Genomic DNA, 17,897 nt, shown 5'->3' with positions numbered 1-17,897 from the left:
GAAATACACTACGCTTTTCACAGGCTTGCGTTTAGCCTCTTCACACTGGGACTGGGCCTGCGATTACTCACCCCGCCGAAGACCGCTGTTTATTCCTTCATATCCCAAACATCTTAAAAGCTCCAACTGAGTGAAAAATAGATAATAAACTAAAATAGAAACCATTAAAAAAGTCCATTCACCTTCCATAAGAGAAGATGCATAGACTTGGTTTAAATACTGTTCAAATTTGATTTGTTGGACTTTTGAACAGTATTTTTATAAGTATCATTCAACATTCGCTGTTTGCACAAACAGCGACTCATCCTCCCTCATAGTCCAGTCATTTACGGTGCTGGGTAGAAACTTTTGAGCCATATTCTCAAGTATATATGAGGTATTTTCAATTGTTGACTTTAGCATACCAAATAAAAAAGAAAAAATCAAGGGAATGTCGAACGATTTCGTGTTAGAAATTAATTAATGTTCGGTTTTTGTCGGCGTGCTCTTTGGCTGAATTTCATTTTGTGTCTTTTCTTTCTTTTTATTTTCTTTCTTCAATAATTTTCCCTTACGAACCTGTTTGACCCAGAATCCGCCGTGAATTCGTTTTGGTTCATAAGAGATAATAAATGCCTTTGGATCGATTTCATGAATCGCTTGATATAAATTTAATTCATATTTTCTCGGAGTTAAAATTTGAACGGAAAGTCTATCCCCTTCCATACCATAGGAAGACCAGCTTGTTACACCATAACCTTTTTCACGCAAGCGCTGCGTAAATTTCAAATCTGGATTTGCGGAAACAACATTAACTGTAATGTACCCAAGAGCAAGCTTTTCTTCAATTTTGGAACCAATAATTAAACCTATTGCAAAACCAACGGCATAAGCAATCACGTTTTGGAATTGATCAAGGTTATCTAACACCAACCCTAATCCAATAACGTAGATGACCATTTCAAACATACTGACAAATGCAGCAGTATATGTCCTTCCTTTTAATGTCAGAATCATACGGATTGTCATCAGCGATACGTATAATACATTGACGATAAAAATAATTGCAACCATAATGAGCACATTCTCTAACATATTGATTCCCCCTCGTACTTAAATGAGATTTAACTTCATATTGAAGAAAAATGTAGTTTATAATAGTGGTTTTAAAAAGTATCTAAATTTAGAAGCAAGAAGGTAAGTTAAGATAGAGGGACTTTTTGAACGTCCTCTTAAAAGACACTACACCTTTTTATTGATTCCCTTTATTCACTTAATTAAAACACTAGCAATATGAAATTGAATTCTAACTTATCACAACTTTAATGTGTTACGCCATCAGAAAATGGTTGAAAAAGATTTTTCTTCATTCGTATGATATTGTACAAACAGCTAGACCATATTTCTCCTTTATTTTGAATGGTTATTTTGGTATTTTTTAAACGCTGCCGTTTCTACTCGAGAATATATAAAAAAGAAGGAGAATCTGATTTCCCCTTCCATCTAGATTATACTATTATTCTTTAATAACTTCGTTGTACTAAAAGTGATAACCAATGCGATGACAGCCATCAAAAGCGGTGAAAAAGAACTTGTTCCAACTAATGTAGTTTCTGATGACAAAGCTGCCTGCTCCCATGCAGCGTTAACATCAGGTGTGTAGAACATAGTGAGTAACATCCCTGTACCGATTTGAAGCACTAAAAAAGAAACGCAAAAAATTCCTGTAAAGACGAGATATTTTTTCAATATGTTCTCCTCCTTTAAAAGTTCTACGATACAATACAGTTCAAAGTTTCAAAAACAGCGCTAGTAATCTGATATTTAAAACCCTCTTAATCTCTTTCGCAATGTTTTTCTCCACACAATGCCCAAATCCGTACAATGGAACAACTCATCCGCACTCCATAAATTATCACGGTCTAAATACATGACTTCATTACACGCTGCAATAGACCACTGCGGGTTTGGACGTTCTATCAACTGTAAATCTTTCTGCGGTTGAATTTTACCTTCTTCCAGTACTCGGAAATACCAGCCCGTTTTTAATCCATTTTCCATTTCTCTCTGCGATAACATTCCAGGCTGCGATACTTGGATGGTTGCTTCTCCTACACGATAAATGTCACCAATAAAAACGGAATGCTCCTCCATTTCTAACACAGAAAAGTTTTCTTTCCTTTCGCCAGCACGTTCTGTAAATAACTTATCTGTACCGGCCTCATTATAGTGCTTAATTGGAAAAGCAAAAATACTTTTATCAAATATCGCTTTCTTTTTTTCTGGGTTTTCTTTAGCAAATCCTAATCTCGATAAAAACATACTATTTTTTATCTCATTCTGCCTGTTGTTAAAAATCCTATGCACAAACGGTTCTTCCATGATGTCACCTATTTCTAAAAATACTGAAGTATGATATATTAATTTCATTCTACTAAATTTTCGTGACTTTTGAAAAGCCTTAAGGGGGAGTTAACATGACAATACAAAAAGCAACATTTGCCGGTGGGTGCTTCTGGTGCATGGTAAAGCCGTTTGATCAATGGGACGGAGTGCATCAAGTTATATCTGGTTACACAGGCGGACATTTAGAAAATCCTACTTATGAACAAGTTAAACAAGGGAATACTGGACATTACGAAGCTGTGGAAATTACTTATGATGATGCCCTAATAAACTATCAAACAATTCTCGATGTATATTGGCCGCAAATTGATCCGACTGATCCAGATGGACAATTTCAAGATAGAGGGGAGCAATATCGAACTGCTATCTTTTATCATAATGAAGAACAGAAAGAATTAGCAGAAAAATCAAAGCAGGCTCTTGCTGAGAGCGGTCGATTCGCCAAGCCGATTGTTACTGAGATTAAAGAAGCGTCTGTCTTTTACCCTGCCGAAGATTATCACCAGGATTTTTATAAAAAAAGTAAAGCAGAATACGAAGAAGACCGTGCCAAATCGGGCAGGGATGAATTTATCGCAGAAAACTGGCGTCCATAAGCTCACTAACTTGGAGGAATTCAATTGAAAAACCAACTTATCGTAAAAGAAGAAATAACAATAAACGCCTCTTCAGAAAACGTTTGGGACGTGCTAACACTCCCTAAATATGTAGCCCAATGGGACGAACTCCCCGAAGATTATCCCGAAGAGCCGATGACTGTAGGTAGTCAGGTAGTCTGGGATTTACCAAATGGCGAGCAATCCATTACTACTATCATTAAAGCTGAAAAGAAAAAGAACTTGTGATTGATTTACACGGAACAGGATGGAAAATCAAACCTAAGCAAGGAGAAGTTGCTTACCGTTACTTGCTAGAGGAGATAGATGGTAACACGAAATTATATATTAAAATTGGCGACTTTTCTCTTTTAGAGCAAGGGGAAGACTATTACGAAGCTTCTGTGGAATTTGCTAAAACGTCTTCTAAAGTGATTAAATCTTTAGCTGAAAACAAGTAAGCCGGATTCAAATTTATGGAGGGACCTGATAACTAGTATGTTGGAAGGTCTCTCTTCTTAATTTAAACGAAATGAGATGTTGAAAATCAGAGCTTATAAACCAGCTTGAAAACCCTTGAACCACTTTCTGATAGTAAAAGAAGCTATCATTGTGCCTGCTATATCTTCGGTTTCGCTTCATTATGAAACCCTGCAAAGCTTATGCTGCAGGGTTTTATAATGAAGTTTATTCTTCTAAAATAGCATCCAAACGACTCGTATCAACTAACCCATCTAAATCAGGCTCTTGCTCCATAAAGCCTAATTCATAAGAGGCATCAGCCCATTCCTGCAGAGCATCTGCATGCGTTTCTGTCGTAATTGTCATTCGTGTCCATGCCTTTTCCAATACGGTTTCTGGAAGTTTCGTCTGCGTCAGTTCATAGATGGTATCATTTACTGCGGTTAAAGTATCTTCTGTATTTTCTTGCGTAAACGCGACGGATTCTTTATGAGCACGAAGAACCTGGTCCACTATTTCCGGGTTTTCTTCTAAAAACGCATTTGATGTCACCAGTACAACACTCGGCAAGGTTTCTCCTAAAAATACATCATCCCATTCCGTAACAACATGGGCATCAAGTTCTTCTACTAGATAAGTACCCCATGGTTCCGGAGCAGCCGTTGCATCAATCTGCCCTTGTTCAAACATTCCAATCATGCTGGCAGGTGCTACACGGGACTGGTGTTCTACCGTTCCACCGACACGATTAGACTCTAGTCCAAGCTCCTTCAGCATAATCTCTAATTGAACATTATGCGTACAGCCATTTCCCGGGGTACAAAAAGATTTGCCTCCAAAATCGTCTAAATCCTCAATGCCGGAACCTTCACGGGAAACAATTAAAGTAGCTCCATTGGCTGCTGTACCTAAAATAACAATATCCCCGCCGGAAAGAAAATAATTAATTGCAGGTCCCGGTCCAACATAACCGATATCCACTAACCCCGTATCCAGCGCATCGATGAAATCATTTCCATTTGGAAAGTTCTGAAACTCCGCCTTCACGTCGCCCAGTTCATCCTGAAAAAAATTTAATTCCTTCCCTACAATGCCTGCTGCATGATCTAAGTTCGGAAAGTATCCAATATTCACTTCCTCTAAATCACCTTCATTGCTCCCAGAATCCGATCCACAAGCTGCCAAAACAAGTGTAAGCAATCCAATTGTAAAAAGTGTTCCTATCTTTTTCATTCCTCTTCCCCCCATTATTTATTTCGCATATCCCCAGCGAGCTAAAACGCGATTTTCGATTTTATTAAAAACGAGATATTCAATAATCAGACCAGTTGTAGCAATAATAATGATAATAGCAACAACTAAATCCATATTGTAAAAATCCTTTGCATCCATTAATGTCCGACCTAATCCGCCTGTTCCCAGCAGTTCCCCAGCCATCAGCGCTCGCCAGCCAAATGCCCAAGCAAGCCTCGCTCCCGTTAAAGCAGAGGGAATAGATGCAGGAATCATTACCTTCCAAACCAGCTCTGAACCCTTGTAGCCCATTGTTTTTGCAGCCTGTAAATATAAAGGCGATACATTTTTTAATCCCATTCGCATATTCATTGTCATGGACCACGTGCCACCAAGGACAATAATGAAAATAATTGCTGTTCCGCCACCTTGAAAAATAAGTAGAGCGATTGGCAGCCAGACGATACTAGGAACAGATTGAAGAGCAATCACGAGGGAACCCAGCGTTTCATCTGCAAATTTGGAACGGGCTAGAATAATCCCGAGAATGGTACCAATAATCAACGCAAGAATAAATCCAAGTGCAATTCGAAATAAACTTGTAAACAAAGCGCTGGTTAAAATCCCTGTGTCAAAGAACCCTTTATACAGCTGAACAACGGCGCCAATTGGAGATGGAAAAAGGGTTGTCGAACGAAACTCAAATGCCAAATTTAATCTATATATGCCCTCCCATATCACGATTAGAACTGTAAAGAAGAGAAGCCTTCTGAGAATTGTAGTCATCACCCATTTCCTCCCTCATAACTTTCTCAATTTCTCCTGCAAGCTGACCCATTATTTTCTCTTCAAGTGCAATAAATTCTGCACTTGCCTGCTTTCTAGGTCTTGGCAAATCTACTTTAAATTCTCCGATGATTCCGCCTGGCCTTGTTCCCATTAAAATAATCCGGTCGGAAAGCAAAATAGATTCTCGAATATTATGGGTAACGAAGAGTACTGTTTTTCTGCTAGTTGCCCAAATATATTGAACCTCTTTATGAAGGTTAGAACGTGTTTGTTCATCTAGCGCTCCAAAGGGTTCATCCATTAATAAAATAGCTGGATCCATTGCAAATGCACGAGCAATCGCCACTCTTTGTTTCATTCCTCCCGATAATTCATGTGGATAGGAATCAATAAATTTACTTAAATGAACTAATTTTAAAAATTCAACAGCTCTTTTTTTCGCCTCCTCCTTACGCATTTTCTTTTTTAATGCGAATATGACATTATCCAGGACTGTCATCCATGGCATCAACGCAGCTTCTTGAAAAACAACACCTCGATCCGTACCCGGCGAATCAATTTTCTTACCATCTACCTTTACTGTTCCTTCCGTTGCCTGTTCCAGCCCTGCAACAATATTTAACAGTGTTGATTTTCCACATCCAGAAGGCCCTAATAAGGAAACAAATTCCCCAGAACTAATATGTAGATTTAGGTTTTCAAAAACGGTATGGCTCTTCTTTTCTTTTTTGTTTTCAAACGTCTTCCGTACATTTTCTATTTGAATTCCAGCCATATCTATGCCTCCTTTTGTTTTACTTCAAAATCAACTTATTCTTATACTTTTACTATGATTTAAAATTATAGTTTAGTATATAGTTGAAACCATTGAGTGTCAACAGACTTTTTCGTTTATTTTATATTTTACAAAAAGGGTTTTACAAAGAATATTTTTAAAAAGGGCCTAGCTTAAGCCCTCTCAAAAAGGATTGCTTTCTTATTTGCACGCTTGAATAAAACCTTGATAAATAGCCAGAGACCGATCATCCGAAAGGTTAACTAACCCCTCTGGATGCCACTGCACTCCTAAAACAAATCGATGTATCTTACTTTCAAAAGCTTCCATAACACCATCGGCCGCCACAGCAGAAATCATAAAATCTTTACCAAGAGTGCGATTTGCCTGGTGGTGAAAGCTGTTTACTTTGATTTCTGTAGCTTGAACTAAATTACCCAATAAGGAAGACGGTGTTATGTTGACAGAGTGAGAGCGATGATGAAAAGCTGCTTTTTGGGTATGCTGAATCAGTTGTCCTGTATATTGCGTATCCAAATCCTGATACATGGTGCCACCCGTAACAACATTTAAAATTTGGCAACCTCTACACACTCCCAGGATCGGCTTATCCTTATCTAAAAAATAAGAGATTACCTCGTTTTCTAATCGGTCTCGTTCCGGAATGATGATGCCGAGCTTCGGATGAGGACTATCTCCAAATAAGGAAGGATCAATATCATAGCCTCCTGGAAGATAGAGACCGTCTATTTTATCAAGCAGTGCTTCGATATCCTGATAATCATGATAATACGGGAGAATAACAGGAATCCCGCCAGTTTGTTCAATGGCTCTTATATTTCGCAAGTTCATTTTATATTCCATTCCGTCTACTTCCATGGATGCTGTTACTCCAATAATCGGCTTCATCACGTTGCCCCCTCACGATATGTTTTAATTTGTATTTATTATATCGTTCTTCCATACTTTTGGTGTCTTCTATACGCAGGCATTTCATTTTGTGATTCCTTTTCTTCTGACTAAGCTGCGTACTAAAAGAATTACTACATTAAAATACTGCTTTCTTGTTTAAGCAAAAAACCAAGACTCTTTGCTAAATCTGAACACAAAGAGTCTTGGTTTTTATCTTGATGATTTCTATTCCGTTATTTTCTTTTAAAATTTATTCCTCAACAATTTCATACCCTTGGTCGAGCAACATCTGAACAGATTGTTGCAGACTGATGCCATTACTTACATTCCCTTCAAATTCAGATCCGGTCAATTGGCCTACTTCGTTCAAATCAGCTTCCTCGAAATTTACCGTTAAAGATTCAACCATTTTATCTTCCAGATATTCTATATTATGAGTTACTCCCTCTACCTCTTGATATTCTGCGGTAACGTCTGCCATTATCTCTTCCGCTTCCTCTGGCGTCGTTACTCCAATGGCTGAGTAAAGCATTTCATTATCTGCCGTCTGTTCATAAACCATATCGCCATCAGCTTTATAAGTAAGTTTTACAATAACACCAGCCTGCTCTAGTTGAAGCGTGACTGTATTTTCACCGTTTGGATCAAAGTTAAATTCCGGGGTCTCTGCAGCAGCTTCATTATCTGCATTTTCTTCTGAATCAGTATCTGATTCTTCTTCTGTATCATTTTCTTCTACAGCAGCTTCATCACCATTTGAGCTTTCTTCAGTATCATTCTCTTTAGAACTTTCTTCTGTGTCATCGTCAGCGGCAGCATCATTTGCTGTATCTTCTGTCGTATCATTATCTTTGGCAGATTCATCGTCCTTTGAATCACCGGAACCGCAAGCAACTAGCGCAATACTAAGAAGAAATACAATACACAACAATAGCCATTTTTTCAACTTTAATCTCCCTCTCTCATACAATAGAAATTTTCACACTATTCCATAATCATATATAATCCCGAGAAACTTTACAATAGGGCCATGGCTACAAACTTACCACTTATCCATTCACGTCACTTTTTAGAATTGCATCATTTTTCCTATTAATCAGTCTTCTAACCCCTAACCCCCTTATTTTGCTGGCAGAAAGGAATACAAAAACACTTCTTTGTACCTAGATATGCAACTTGTAAAAAAGTCCGAAAAATACAATGGCTACTTTCCATCCTTATTAAAAAAAGATATAGCTTCATATAATAAGAGGAGAGTGAACACAACCACACTCTCCCTGCATATTTCTAATATTTATATTTACGTTAAAAAGATAAAGTACAATGCAAAGATAACAAACAGCACATACATAATCGGATGAATTTCTTTCGCCCTGCCTTTTACCAGCATCGTAATTGGATAGAAGATAAATCCAATCGCAATTCCTGTTGCAATACTAGCCGTTAATGGCATCATCAATACGGTAAAGAAAGCTGGTACGGCAATTTCAAATTTATCCCACGGAATTTCTTTCAAACTGCTTGCCATTAAAACACCGACAATAATCAAGGCTGGGGCTGTCACTTCATTTGTCACAACGCTTAATAAAGGAGAGAAAAATAATGCTAATAAGAAGAAGCATCCTGTTACAACTGCTGTGAATCCTGAGCGCCCTCCTACACTTACTCCAGAAGTCGATTCTACAAAAGAAGTGGTAGTCGAAGTACCTACAGCTGCCCCGACCACACTGGCAGATGCATCTGCAAACAATGCTTTACCTGCTCTCGGCAATTTATTATCTTTCATTATTCCTGCTTTTGTCGCAACAGCAACAAGTGTCCCTGCGGTATCAAAGAAATTCACAAATAAGAATGTCAAAATAACAACAAGCATTTGCATGGAAAAAATTTGATCAAAATGGATGAATGCTTGCCCAAATGTCGGTGCTAAACTAGGCGCATTGCTGATCACACCGCTAATACCAGATGGTACAGGGATTAAACCAAAAATCATGCCAGCAATAGAACTAATAATCATTCCATAAAAGATACCAGCTTTAACACCTAAGGTCATTAAAATAACCGAGATAATAACCCCAAAAATTGCTAATAAAACGGTAGGAGATGTCAAATCTCCAAGTGCGATAATTGTAGCTGGATCCTCTTGGACAATCTGCGCATTCTTTAAACCGATAAATGCAATAAATAAGCCGATACCTGCTCCAACTGCCTGCTTTAAACTTGGTGGAATAGCATTAATAATAATTTCGCGAATTCCCGTTAAAGTTAAAACAATAAATATAATTCCTGAAGCTAAAACACCTGCAAGTGCGGTCTCCCAAGGAATACCAAAACCAATAACTACGGTATAGGTGAAGAATGCATTTAATCCCATACCTGGAGCAAGAGCCACTGGATATTTAGCTAGAACCCCCATTACGATTGAACCGAAAGCAGCTGCAATTGCCGTCGCAGCAAATACCGCTTCCTGATTCATCCCCGTTTCTCCTAAAATACTCGGGTTAACGAATAAAATATAGGCCATCGCTAAAAAGGTCGTTAAGCCGGCTATAAACTCTGTTCGAAAATTCGTACCTAGCTTTTCAAATTCAAAAAATTTGCTCATGCATTTTCTTCCTCCATTTTTCTATAGAAAATCTCGCAACCCCATGAAGCCAGCCCGATTACGTACGTTCTATCAAAATCATGCTTATCCAAGAAAAAAAACTCTCAACTTAATTTGAGAGTTTCTATCGGACCAGCACAATATAACTTTTCATTCTCCAATTATGTTGAAGAAATCAAAGCTATCTACGCTGCGTAGTCAGACTATTTACGGCAGTCTGGTAGAAACTCTGGGCCATATCCCCGGGATTATACGCATTTCTATTAAATTCATATTATTATATTACTAATATACATGATATTTGTCAATAAACACGAACAAAAATATATCATTAAACATTTAATATTCGTTTTTCGCAGCATAAACATGAGTTAGACTGGGTTGAAACAGTAGACACGGATAATAAGCTAATGATGCACAGCTACTTATTATTTAAATGGTTCCTTATGTTATAATTGTCTTGATAAACGTTATGAAGGAGAACAATGATGAGATTACGTGCACTAGAAGAAAAGGATTTACCCTTTATCCATGAGCTAAAAACGAAAATTCCATTATGTCTTATTGGTTTGAAGAGCCTTATGAATCTTTGACGGAGTTAAAATACCTCTATATTGAACGCTCCCTCCACTTAATAATCATTGCTGATTTATTTGAAGTGGGGGTATTCCGATTAAAAAATCGGACCATACACATCGTATGACCATATCCCGTTCAACTAGGATATGGGTTTTCTACTTTTCGATTTCGACAAACTGTTTTGTTCCATGCCTGTTAAAGCGCCTGCAACAAAGCATTCACCTGTTTGGTCAAACCTATCTACATCGAAAAGTTCTGAAAGATAGAATGCGTGTGTGCGAATCTCTTTCAGGTGTTGAGAAACATACTTCCACTGCGCCCAGTGGTGCGCACCCATCATCTTCTCCGGTAATAGTGCACGCAACACTGGTGGAAGTTTTTCTTTGAATCCCATCGCTCTTCTGGCAATGACAAAACTTGCTGCCTCATGAATGGATATGCCGAAGCGTTTCATGTATTTCATTTTGCCAATTTGACTGGTAAAAGCAGGGTTGACTTCAAATACGGCCACTCCAATCTTTTCTGCTCTGGCTTTTATTGCTTGCATCATTTTACGGTAGGCAAACATGGATATTTTGCGGTTTGACTTTTTGTTGCCATATGGATTGATCACTTTGGATGGGGTGATAGCCAATTTTTCCATTGCAATTGGTTTCTTTTCTGCATGCGCAATATCTACCACTTGAATAGCTGCTGCTTCTATGATTTTAACAGCTTGTCCCGTTGTTTTTTTCTCTAGGTCAAAGGGAATCGTACAAGATGCCACCAGTTGTCCTTTTTCGTTCATGTTGGAAACGGCAAAATGGTCAACATTTAAGTCCACTCCAATGATACCGGACGATTTGGCATAGTTAGTATGCGGATTTGGTGCCACATCGACCAGACACTTGACGATATAGTACATACCATGGTCTTCCAATGACCAGGCGATGGGTTTGCCATGTTTCTTTTTGTCCTTGCAAGCACGCTGCGTTTGGATAGCCTCGTCTATGATTTCCTGCCCATAAGCAAACACGACATTTTCCAGGCGCACTTGTCCATTTGGTGTCTTCATATGCAAGAGATGGTTGTCCGGATTATATCGGAAAACGAAATTGCCGTAAGCAGCATCTTTTCTCCCGGAAAGTGTCATTTTACTATAGCGGGACTTGCGCCACCCTTCTAGCCATGCATCATGATCTTCGGTATAACATGCCTTGGTGTGTTGCGCTTTGAAATATTTTCTTGTACCAAATACAGCACTTGGAATGCGGGACTTTAACTGTCTTAATGCTTCTTCTTTGCGGTTGAGTCTGGATGTCAGAATGCCTAATTTATGTTGGATTCCCTTTATTTTTGGGTCTAGATACAAATGTTCAAATGCATACGCATGCGAATAGATATCTGTATAATTTTTGTAGCTTACCGTATAGTAATGGCCTTTCTTTTGTTCTCTAGCGTTCTTTGGAAACTTGGGTTTGTCTTGGATGAAGGATTTTTTAATCTTTTTTAGGGAGGTTAATTTGCTGCGTTCCTTTTTTATTTTTTTCTTGATTGTACTGATCTGTGCTTTTGTATCTGTTAAGTAAAGCGTTTTGAGTTCTTCAAGACTTTTGATATGGGCTTTTGCAGCTTGGATGACACTATTGGCATAATAGTCATCCAGTTGGAATTGTTGTTTGACGAGCAAATGAAGCGACTTATTTCTTCGCTGCTCGCCCGAACGCTTTTCTTTAACCATTTTATCAAAGGCGAATTGCTTGACGCGATTAAATTGACGCAATGTATCCCCTATAGCAAGTACCATTGAGGATAGCAGCGTATTTTTATAGATTCGGTTGGAAAAGAACGCTCTCATTGCCATCATGTAGACCCCTTTTCTTCTTTATGTTATACCCTATTATACAGGAACATTCGTTTCCTTTCCATCATTTTACGAACAAATGATTGTAATTTTTATTTCGAAGGTCGGAGAACAGGGGCGGGATTCATCTCCACCCTGCTTTGGAGGATGGAGTCTTCTCGCTTGGAAATAATAAATTTCTTCTGGATGAAACAGAAAGGAGATTTATTGTGGAGGATAATGATTTTCCTGTTGGCATTGTAGAGCTTGTAGAAATTAATTTTATTCATCGCAACTGCGAAATTCAAATTATTATCAAACCTGAATTTGGCGGTAAAGGGTATGCAAAATATGCTTTCCAGGAAACCATTAAGTATGCTTTTGAAATTCTAAACATGCATAAAGTCTATCTATATGTCGATACAGAAAATGATAAAGCTTTCCATATTTATGAAAGTCAAGGTTTTAAAGTTGATGGCAATTTTAGAGAGCACTTTTACACAAACGGTACTTATCGGGATGCTTATCTGATGTCCATTCTAAAAAGGGAATGGCTGAAAGAAAGAGAAAGCTGATTATTTTCTCTCTTTCTACCAAAGCTTGTACAGCAATAACAACGATATGCATACTAGTTCTGTTACAACGATATTCCATTCAAAATCACCAGACTATACTTTATTATCCTTCATTTATACACTCTTTCAAAGCGCAATGAAAAGCCTCTCTCTGAACCATTTTAAGTTTAGAGAGAGGCTTCAATTATTGCAATGCCTGTTTGACCTGCCTGATATAATAGAAACGGACAATAAAGAAATAGACGATTTGAATGACTAAGAACAAACTGAGCACCATTGTGGATTCCTTTAAGAGGCTGTAGAAAAACATATTCGACAGTGCAGTTAGTGCTACAGCACCGTGAATCAGTGCTACTGCAATCGGTGCAAAGAAAAGAAGTGCTGTTTGTCTGTTTAATACTTTCTTCAATTCTTTCTCTGTTAGTCCCATTTTCGTTATCGCTTGGAACTTTTTCTTATCTTCGTCTAAATCGGAATACAGTCGGAAGTAAAGAAAGCTTCCTGCTGATACGAAAAAGACGATACCGATAAATAGGCCGACAAATAGAATTGGACCATACATTTTGTTCATTATATATTCTTCATAGTGACCTATCCGGATTCCTTCTGCAGACAACTTACTATCTAATTTCTCTGCTATCTCTAATGGAATTTCTTTATCCGCCGTTTCCTGCCAAGCATAATAATTTTCCCCTGTGGCAGGTTCGGGTAAGCTCTCAAAATCATGATCAGAAACTACATAATACGCTGTAGTAGAAGGCAATACATTAGAAGCTACCATCTGTGCAGGTTCCAAAATAGTGTCATTGTCTAATTCAAGCACAGCATCTTTTAATGCTTCTGCTTCCTCTTCATGCGACGTTTCTCCGCCGACACCAAGCAAAGTCATTTCAGGCCCCATCAAAACTGGGGCCCCATCTTCTACATGAAGGGTTTCATTATCACTTAAATTCGCGATTCGGTTATAGTCAGATTCTTTTGCAATTAAAACCTCTGAATCATCAGGGAGTTTATAGTAATGAAGCGTTACGCGCTCTTTATCCATGTCAATGTTTGCTTTATCCAGCGTGTCATCAATATACGCAACATTTGCTTCCTCATTTCCAGTATCATTATCCTGATAAGAAACGGTAGTTTGATTCACCTGCTTTAGTCCTGCCGTGATATACGACTGAAAACCATACAGCGTGCCAATTGCACTAAAAGCAACCGTAGAAATAATTGCTACTAAGAAAAAGGATCTTGCATTATCCTTCATGCGAAAAGAAAGATCGGAAAGCAATATCATATTTGTTTTATGCCAGAAGAAATTCTCCTTTCTCTTTAATCTGCGAATGATAAATACACTTAACTGCGTAAACAGGAGGTACGTTCCAATGATAACAACAATGATAACCGGAATCATTGCGGCAATTACCATTAATCCATCGACTGTCAAAGCAACAGCATATCCTGATCCAAGCAAAAGAACTCCCAAGATCGTTAAAAATATATTTGCTTTTGGCTCTCCCTTTGACTTTTTATCACCTTTGATTAAGTCAATTAACTTCCGGCTCCGCAAAATATAAGACACAAATATAGAAATGAAGAAAAATAATAGGATAAAGCAGCCAAACGTAAGCAAAATGGGCTGTGTTGGAAAATAAAATGGCAGTTCATTATCAATAATAAGCACATTTTCCGCAACGAGTAAAATTCCTTTGGCAAAAACAAGGCCTAACCCAATACCGCCAATGGTAGCTATAAAGCCAATAAACATATTTTCCAAGAATACCATCGAGCGGATCTGCTTCATGCTCATCCCTTGAATCATTAATAAGCCGAATTCTTTTTTTCTCGATTGTAAGAATGAACTCATCGAATAGAGCACAAAGAAAAAGGAAAATACATAAATAATTCCTGCTGCAACATTCATTCCAAAGCTCACGTAAGAATCCATATTATCCCCTGTCAACTGCGGGTGAGAAGCAAAAATGGAAAATGTAAAAAACACCATTACCGTAAAAAGGCTGGACAGAAAGTACGCAGCATACAGCCGTTTATTTCGGATTACATTATTAAACGCGAACTGACGAAACGTCATTGGAATCCCCTCCCATTAATGAGAGCGTGTCGATAATCTTTTGAAAAAAAGCTTGTCGATTATCTCCCCGGTGAATTTCCGAATAAAACTTCCCATCACGGATGAACACCACACGATTGCAATAGCTCGCAGCCTGCGGATCATGTGTTACCAAAAGCATCGTTGTTTTTTCCTTCTCATTAATCGACTCCAGCATTTCCATCACATCTTTAGAGGATTTCGAATCCAGATTTCCTGTCGGTTCATCTGCCAGGAGCAGCTTCGGCGTATGAATCATGGCCCTGGCAACAGCTGCTCTCTGTGCCTGACCGCCGGAAATTTCATACGTTCTTTTATTCATTATTTCTGTTATCCCCAGCTTTTTAGCGATGTTCTTTGCTTTTTCCTTCATTTCACTTACTTTTTTACCATCAAGCGTTAGTGGCAGCACCATATTTTCTTCCACGGTTAGTGTATGAAGCAGATTAAAATCCTGAAAGACAAATCCTAATTCTCGTCTGCGGAATTGCGCTAACTTTTCCTTTTTCAGACGATGCGGATTTTCCCCGTTAATTAAGATCTCTCCAGTTGTCGGTTCGTCAATGGTGGCAATCATATTCAACAAAGTGGTTTTGCCGCTCCCGGAGGGTCCCATAATCCCAACAAATTCATTATCCTCTACTGTCAAATTGATGTCTGACAGCGCACGATAGGCGATCCTTCCTTCGTATACTTTACTGACCTGTCTTATTTTCAACATGTAAATACTTCCTTCCTTATCGTTTGATTTAAGATGAGTATACCGCTAGATACGAGGAAGAAACTATCGAAATTCCTTTCAGTTACCTTACATTGTTGTAAGGTTTTGCGTTTCCGTGAAGATAATTCGAAACGTTGTACCCTCTCCGACCTGTGACTCAAATTCAATATGATGATGAAGGTGCTCCACTGCCTCTTTTATCAAATATAGCCCCATCCCCGTAGATTCTCTGAATTCCCTGCCATTTTCTCCTGTATAAAAAGCATCAAAAATACGTTTTTTGTCCGCTTCAGGTATCCCTATTCCAAAGTCTTTCACTTCCAAAACAGCTTCTTTTTCTCTTTTATAAACAGAAATAAGAATCGAGTTACTTTTTCCTGCAGAGTATTTCACTGCATTTAAAATAAGCTGCGTCAGAATAAAGAAAAGCCACTTTTCATCTGTTTGCACCGTCAATCCTTCTGTTCTTTCTTCCACTTTCGGATAGACCTTATTACGTATGTAGAATCGTTTATTTTCTCCATTTACCTCATGAACCAATGATGCCAAATGGATTGGCTTGATATGAAAATCCTGTTCAATTGTCCGCAGCCTTGCCATATAAAGAATTGTATTTAACCCAGATTTCATTCGCTCGGTTTCCTCCCGAATACTTGACGAATCTGGCTCGTCCAAATTTTGCGCTGTAAGCTCAATGACGGAGAGCGGCGTTTTCATCTGATGCACCCAGTGATCCATCAATTGGAGATGTTCTTCTCTTTCTTTTTCAATGCTATTTATCTGCTGCTGATAATGTTTATATTGGCTCCGCAAAAGTTCATTCAAAGCTTCTGAAACAGGGTGCTGGCTGTTCTTCTGCAATGATTCATCCAATGTCTCTAGAGGTCTGCTTAATCGTTGATAGAATGCACGCCGACTGAAATATTGATAAAAAAGATAGCAAGCAAGAAAAAAGAATCCGATAAAAATTGCATATAAAGCCGGCAGCAGATTTCGATAACCATCCAGCCAATAAATAAGTAAAATAGCAGCAAATTGTAGTATGTTAAGAGCAATCAGTAAAGCATGTTCCTTTAAAAATAGCTTCATTGCAAATCTCCTTTTTAGTTACATCATTCTTCTTTAAGCGTGCTTTTCAACCGGTAACCAACACTTCTGACCGTTTCAACGCCATCCTCTATCCCGACAGACTGCAGCTTTTTCCGTACTCTTGTTATATTGACATTCAATGTATTTTCATCCACATAAGTCTGGTCATCCCAAAGTTTCACCAGTAAATCTTCCCTGCCGGCAACGCGCGGATAACGATTCATCAAGCTCTCTATAATATCTGCTTCTTTTTTGGACAATTGTGTATCTTTTCCATCAAACGTTAATTCCAACCGCTCCGGAAAAAGCTTTAATCCTTCTACTTCTAAGAAACGTTCTTTGGCGTCATGTGCATATTCCCCGTACGCACGCCGCAGCTGACTGCGTATTTTGGCCATCACAATTTCAGCACTGAACGGCTTCGTTATAAAATCATCGCCACCGTTCTCCAGTGCCATGACTTGATCCATCTCACCAGTTCGAGCAGAAATAAAAATCACCGGGCAAGTAGATGTTTGGCGAATTTGCCTACACCAATAATAGCCATCATAGCTCGGTAAATTAATATCTAGAAGCACCAAATCAGGCTTTGTCTCTTGAAACACTTCCATAATTCTTTCAAAATCCTTGATAAAAGATACCTGATAACCATATTTTTCGATATAGTCCTGCAGATGCTTCGAAATCTTCGGATCATCTTCTACTATCATAATGGTCTGCATCTATTTTCCTCCTCTACGGGCATCGCTGAAATGTTTACGTTTTTCTAAAGTAATTATGGCATAGATTCACAGTTCCCACAAAAACTGAACCATCGCAGCAGTGCCCCTTCACCAAAATATAGATGGAATTGCCCTATTAATAGACTGGATATTACGGGTTCCTGTAGAAGACTACTATGTGGTAACCACAGAAGATAATTGTGATAAACGATGGAGAGGGAATTATGATATATCTTTTAGGATATAACAATGAATCTAATGAACAGCAAATTACTAAAGTATAGACAGAGAGCTGCGTTCGGATGCTTTCTTGAGGATTGGAACAGCCGTCTCCAGGGAGTTTTAAAGAAGAAATGATCAAAGACCTATTTTTATAGCTAAACAAAAAGGGATGTTGCCCCTTTTTAAGGTAAGGTTTAACATCCCATTAAATTGAACGCTATTAGCCCAAATACTCTTTTATCAAAATCGCTTTAAATTCCTCGTACATTTCAAATGATTCTTTTAATAACTCTTCCTGTTCATCATAGT

The 17,897-nt window shown here is 38.3% G+C and carries 18 protein-coding genes, 1 pseudogene and 2 riboswitches; of the genes and pseudogenes, 5 read left to right on the top strand and 14 right to left on the bottom strand.

Features of this window, described 5'->3' with window-relative positions; genetic code table 11:
- Positions 1–294 precede the first annotated feature (294 nt).
- A riboswitch (purine riboswitch) is annotated at positions 295–395 on the bottom strand.
- 64 nt (positions 396–459) lie between these two features.
- The 3 genes from KI343_RS06800 to KI343_RS06790 form a co-directional block, all read right to left on the bottom strand.
- Positions 460–1,074: a DUF2179 domain-containing protein gene (locus KI343_RS06800; RefSeq protein ID WP_212925685.1), complete on the bottom strand. Its 615-nt coding sequence runs from the start codon at positions 1,072–1,074 to the stop codon at positions 460–462.
- A gap of 408 nt (positions 1,075–1,482) precedes the next feature.
- Positions 1,483–1,728, bottom strand: a complete 246-nt coding sequence (locus tag KI343_RS06795; protein WP_212925684.1) for a hypothetical protein — start codon at positions 1,726–1,728, stop codon at positions 1,483–1,485.
- A 75-nt stretch (positions 1,729–1,803) separates the two neighbouring features.
- Positions 1,804–2,346 carry an MOSC domain-containing protein gene (locus KI343_RS06790; RefSeq protein ID WP_244856772.1) on the bottom strand — a complete coding sequence of 181 codons (543 nt, stop codon included), beginning with the start codon at positions 2,344–2,346 and terminating at the stop codon, positions 1,804–1,806.
- A gap of 110 nt (positions 2,347–2,456) precedes the next feature.
- Here KI343_RS06790 and msrA point away from each other — a divergent pair, with 110 nt between their 5' ends.
- From msrA to KI343_RS20025, 3 genes are read left to right on the top strand one after another with little or no spacing between them, the layout of a single operon-like run.
- Positions 2,457–2,981 carry a peptide-methionine (S)-S-oxide reductase MsrA gene (gene msrA / locus KI343_RS06785; RefSeq protein WP_212925683.1) on the top strand — a complete coding sequence of 175 codons (525 nt, stop codon included), beginning with the start codon at positions 2,457–2,459 and terminating at the stop codon, positions 2,979–2,981.
- A gap of 24 nt (positions 2,982–3,005) precedes the next feature.
- A complete protein-coding gene (locus KI343_RS20030; protein ID WP_244856770.1) occupies positions 3,006–3,230 on the top strand; it encodes an SRPBCC family protein in 225 nt (74 codons plus the stop codon).
- Positions 3,227–3,442, top strand: a complete 216-nt coding sequence (locus tag KI343_RS20025; protein WP_244856768.1) for a hypothetical protein — start codon at positions 3,227–3,229, stop codon at positions 3,440–3,442. Before KI343_RS20030 ends, KI343_RS20025 begins: the two co-directional genes overlap by 4 nt.
- Before the next feature lie 226 nt (positions 3,443–3,668).
- On the opposite strand, the gene KI343_RS06775 is transcribed toward KI343_RS20025, so the two are convergent.
- The 6 genes from KI343_RS06775 to KI343_RS06750 form a co-directional block, all read right to left on the bottom strand.
- A complete protein-coding gene (locus KI343_RS06775) occupies positions 3,669–4,676 on the bottom strand; it encodes an aliphatic sulfonate ABC transporter substrate-binding protein (RefSeq protein WP_212925682.1) in 1,008 nt (335 codons plus the stop codon).
- Positions 4,677–4,694: 18 nt separating this feature from the next.
- Positions 4,695–5,462: an ABC transporter permease gene (locus KI343_RS06770; RefSeq protein WP_212925681.1), complete on the bottom strand. Its 768-nt coding sequence runs from the start codon at positions 5,460–5,462 to the stop codon at positions 4,695–4,697.
- Positions 5,395–6,240, bottom strand: a complete 846-nt coding sequence (locus tag KI343_RS06765) for an ABC transporter ATP-binding protein (protein WP_212925680.1) — start codon at positions 6,238–6,240, stop codon at positions 5,395–5,397. Before KI343_RS06765 ends, KI343_RS06770 begins: the two co-directional genes overlap by 68 nt.
- A gap of 201 nt (positions 6,241–6,441) precedes the next feature.
- The gene (locus KI343_RS06760) at positions 6,442–7,149 is read right to left on the bottom strand and encodes a gamma-glutamyl-gamma-aminobutyrate hydrolase family protein (RefSeq protein ID WP_212925679.1); all 708 of its coding nucleotides are present in this window, start codon (positions 7,147–7,149) and stop codon (positions 6,442–6,444) included.
- 253 nt (positions 7,150–7,402) lie between these two features.
- Positions 7,403–8,098, bottom strand: coding sequence for a YehR family lipoprotein (locus KI343_RS06755; RefSeq protein WP_212925678.1), 696 nt, complete (start codon positions 8,096–8,098; stop codon positions 7,403–7,405).
- Between the two features lie 354 nt (positions 8,099–8,452).
- Positions 8,453–9,757, bottom strand: a complete 1,305-nt coding sequence (locus KI343_RS06750) for an NCS2 family permease (protein WP_212925677.1) — start codon at positions 9,755–9,757, stop codon at positions 8,453–8,455.
- 175 nt (positions 9,758–9,932) lie between these two features.
- Positions 9,933–10,033: riboswitch (purine riboswitch) on the bottom strand.
- 212 nt (positions 10,034–10,245) lie between these two features.
- Here KI343_RS06750 and KI343_RS06745 point away from each other — a divergent pair.
- Positions 10,246–10,370, top strand: a pseudogene (locus KI343_RS06745) (spermidine acetyltransferase); the annotation flags it as partial.
- Between the two features lie 105 nt (positions 10,371–10,475).
- Here the strand turns inward: KI343_RS06745 and KI343_RS06740 are convergent.
- Positions 10,476–12,179, bottom strand: coding sequence for an IS200/IS605 family accessory protein TnpB-related protein (locus KI343_RS06740; RefSeq protein WP_244856767.1), 1,704 nt, complete (start codon positions 12,177–12,179; stop codon positions 10,476–10,478).
- A gap of 122 nt (positions 12,180–12,301) precedes the next feature.
- On the opposite strand from KI343_RS06740, the gene KI343_RS06735 reads away from it, so the two are divergent.
- A complete protein-coding gene (locus tag KI343_RS06735) occupies positions 12,302–12,733 on the top strand; it encodes a GNAT family N-acetyltransferase (RefSeq protein ID WP_212925776.1) in 432 nt (143 codons plus the stop codon).
- Between the two features lie 184 nt (positions 12,734–12,917).
- On the opposite strand, the gene KI343_RS06730 is transcribed toward KI343_RS06735, so the two are convergent.
- The 4 genes from KI343_RS06730 to KI343_RS06715 form a co-directional block, all read right to left on the bottom strand.
- Positions 12,918–14,816: an ABC transporter permease gene (locus tag KI343_RS06730; protein ID WP_212925676.1), complete on the bottom strand. Its 1,899-nt coding sequence runs from the start codon at positions 14,814–14,816 to the stop codon at positions 12,918–12,920.
- A complete protein-coding gene (locus KI343_RS06725) occupies positions 14,791–15,555 on the bottom strand; it encodes an ABC transporter ATP-binding protein (RefSeq protein ID WP_212925675.1) in 765 nt (254 codons plus the stop codon). Before KI343_RS06725 ends, KI343_RS06730 begins: the two co-directional genes overlap by 26 nt.
- A gap of 87 nt (positions 15,556–15,642) precedes the next feature.
- Entirely contained in the window at positions 15,643–16,644 is a 1,002-nt protein-coding gene (locus tag KI343_RS06720) for a sensor histidine kinase (RefSeq protein ID WP_212925674.1), read from the bottom strand.
- 23 nt (positions 16,645–16,667) lie between these two features.
- On the bottom strand, positions 16,668–17,366 hold the full coding sequence (locus tag KI343_RS06715; protein WP_212925673.1) for a response regulator transcription factor: 699 nt from the start codon (positions 17,364–17,366) through the stop codon (positions 16,668–16,670).
- Positions 17,367–17,897: the final 531 nt, after the last annotated feature.

This window comes from Oceanobacillus sp. J11TS1 (genome assembly GCF_018333215.1).
GTDB lineage: Bacteria > Bacillota > Bacilli > Bacillales > Amphibacillaceae > Oceanobacillus.
Note: the sequence above shows the minus strand (reverse complement) of the source record. Positions and strands in the feature narration are given on the sequence as shown.

Excerpts from the sequence above, each read along its gene's own strand:
- KI343_RS06800 (WP_212925685.1), bottom strand. The coding sequence starts at position 1,074 with ATGTTAGAGAATGTGCTCATTATGGTTGCAATTATTTTTATCGTCAAT.
- msrA (WP_212925683.1), top strand. The coding sequence starts at position 2,457 with ATGACAATACAAAAAGCAACATTTGCCGGTGGGTGCTTCTGGTGCATG.
- KI343_RS06775 (WP_212925682.1), bottom strand. The coding sequence starts at position 4,676 with ATGAAAAAGATAGGAACACTTTTTACAATTGGATTGCTTACACTTGTT.
- KI343_RS06770 (WP_212925681.1), bottom strand. The coding sequence starts at position 5,462 with ATGACTACAATTCTCAGAAGGCTTCTCTTCTTTACAGTTCTAATCGTG.
- KI343_RS06765 (WP_212925680.1), bottom strand. The coding sequence starts at position 6,240 with ATGGCTGGAATTCAAATAGAAAATGTACGGAAGACGTTTGAAAACAAA.
- KI343_RS06760 (WP_212925679.1), bottom strand. The coding sequence starts at position 7,149 with ATGAAGCCGATTATTGGAGTAACAGCATCCATGGAAGTAGACGGAATG.
- KI343_RS06750 (WP_212925677.1), bottom strand. The coding sequence starts at position 9,757 with ATGAGCAAATTTTTTGAATTTGAAAAGCTAGGTACGAATTTTCGAACA.
- KI343_RS06740 (WP_244856767.1), bottom strand. The coding sequence starts at position 12,179 with ATGGCAATGAGAGCGTTCTTTTCCAACCGAATCTATAAAAATACGCTG.
- KI343_RS06730 (WP_212925676.1), bottom strand. The coding sequence starts at position 14,816 with ATGACGTTTCGTCAGTTCGCGTTTAATAATGTAATCCGAAATAAACGG.
- KI343_RS06725 (WP_212925675.1), bottom strand. The coding sequence starts at position 15,555 with ATGTTGAAAATAAGACAGGTCAGTAAAGTATACGAAGGAAGGATCGCC.
- KI343_RS06720 (WP_212925674.1), bottom strand. The coding sequence starts at position 16,644 with ATGAAGCTATTTTTAAAGGAACATGCTTTACTGATTGCTCTTAACATA.
- KI343_RS06715 (WP_212925673.1), bottom strand. The coding sequence starts at position 17,366 with ATGCAGACCATTATGATAGTAGAAGATGATCCGAAGATTTCGAAGCAT.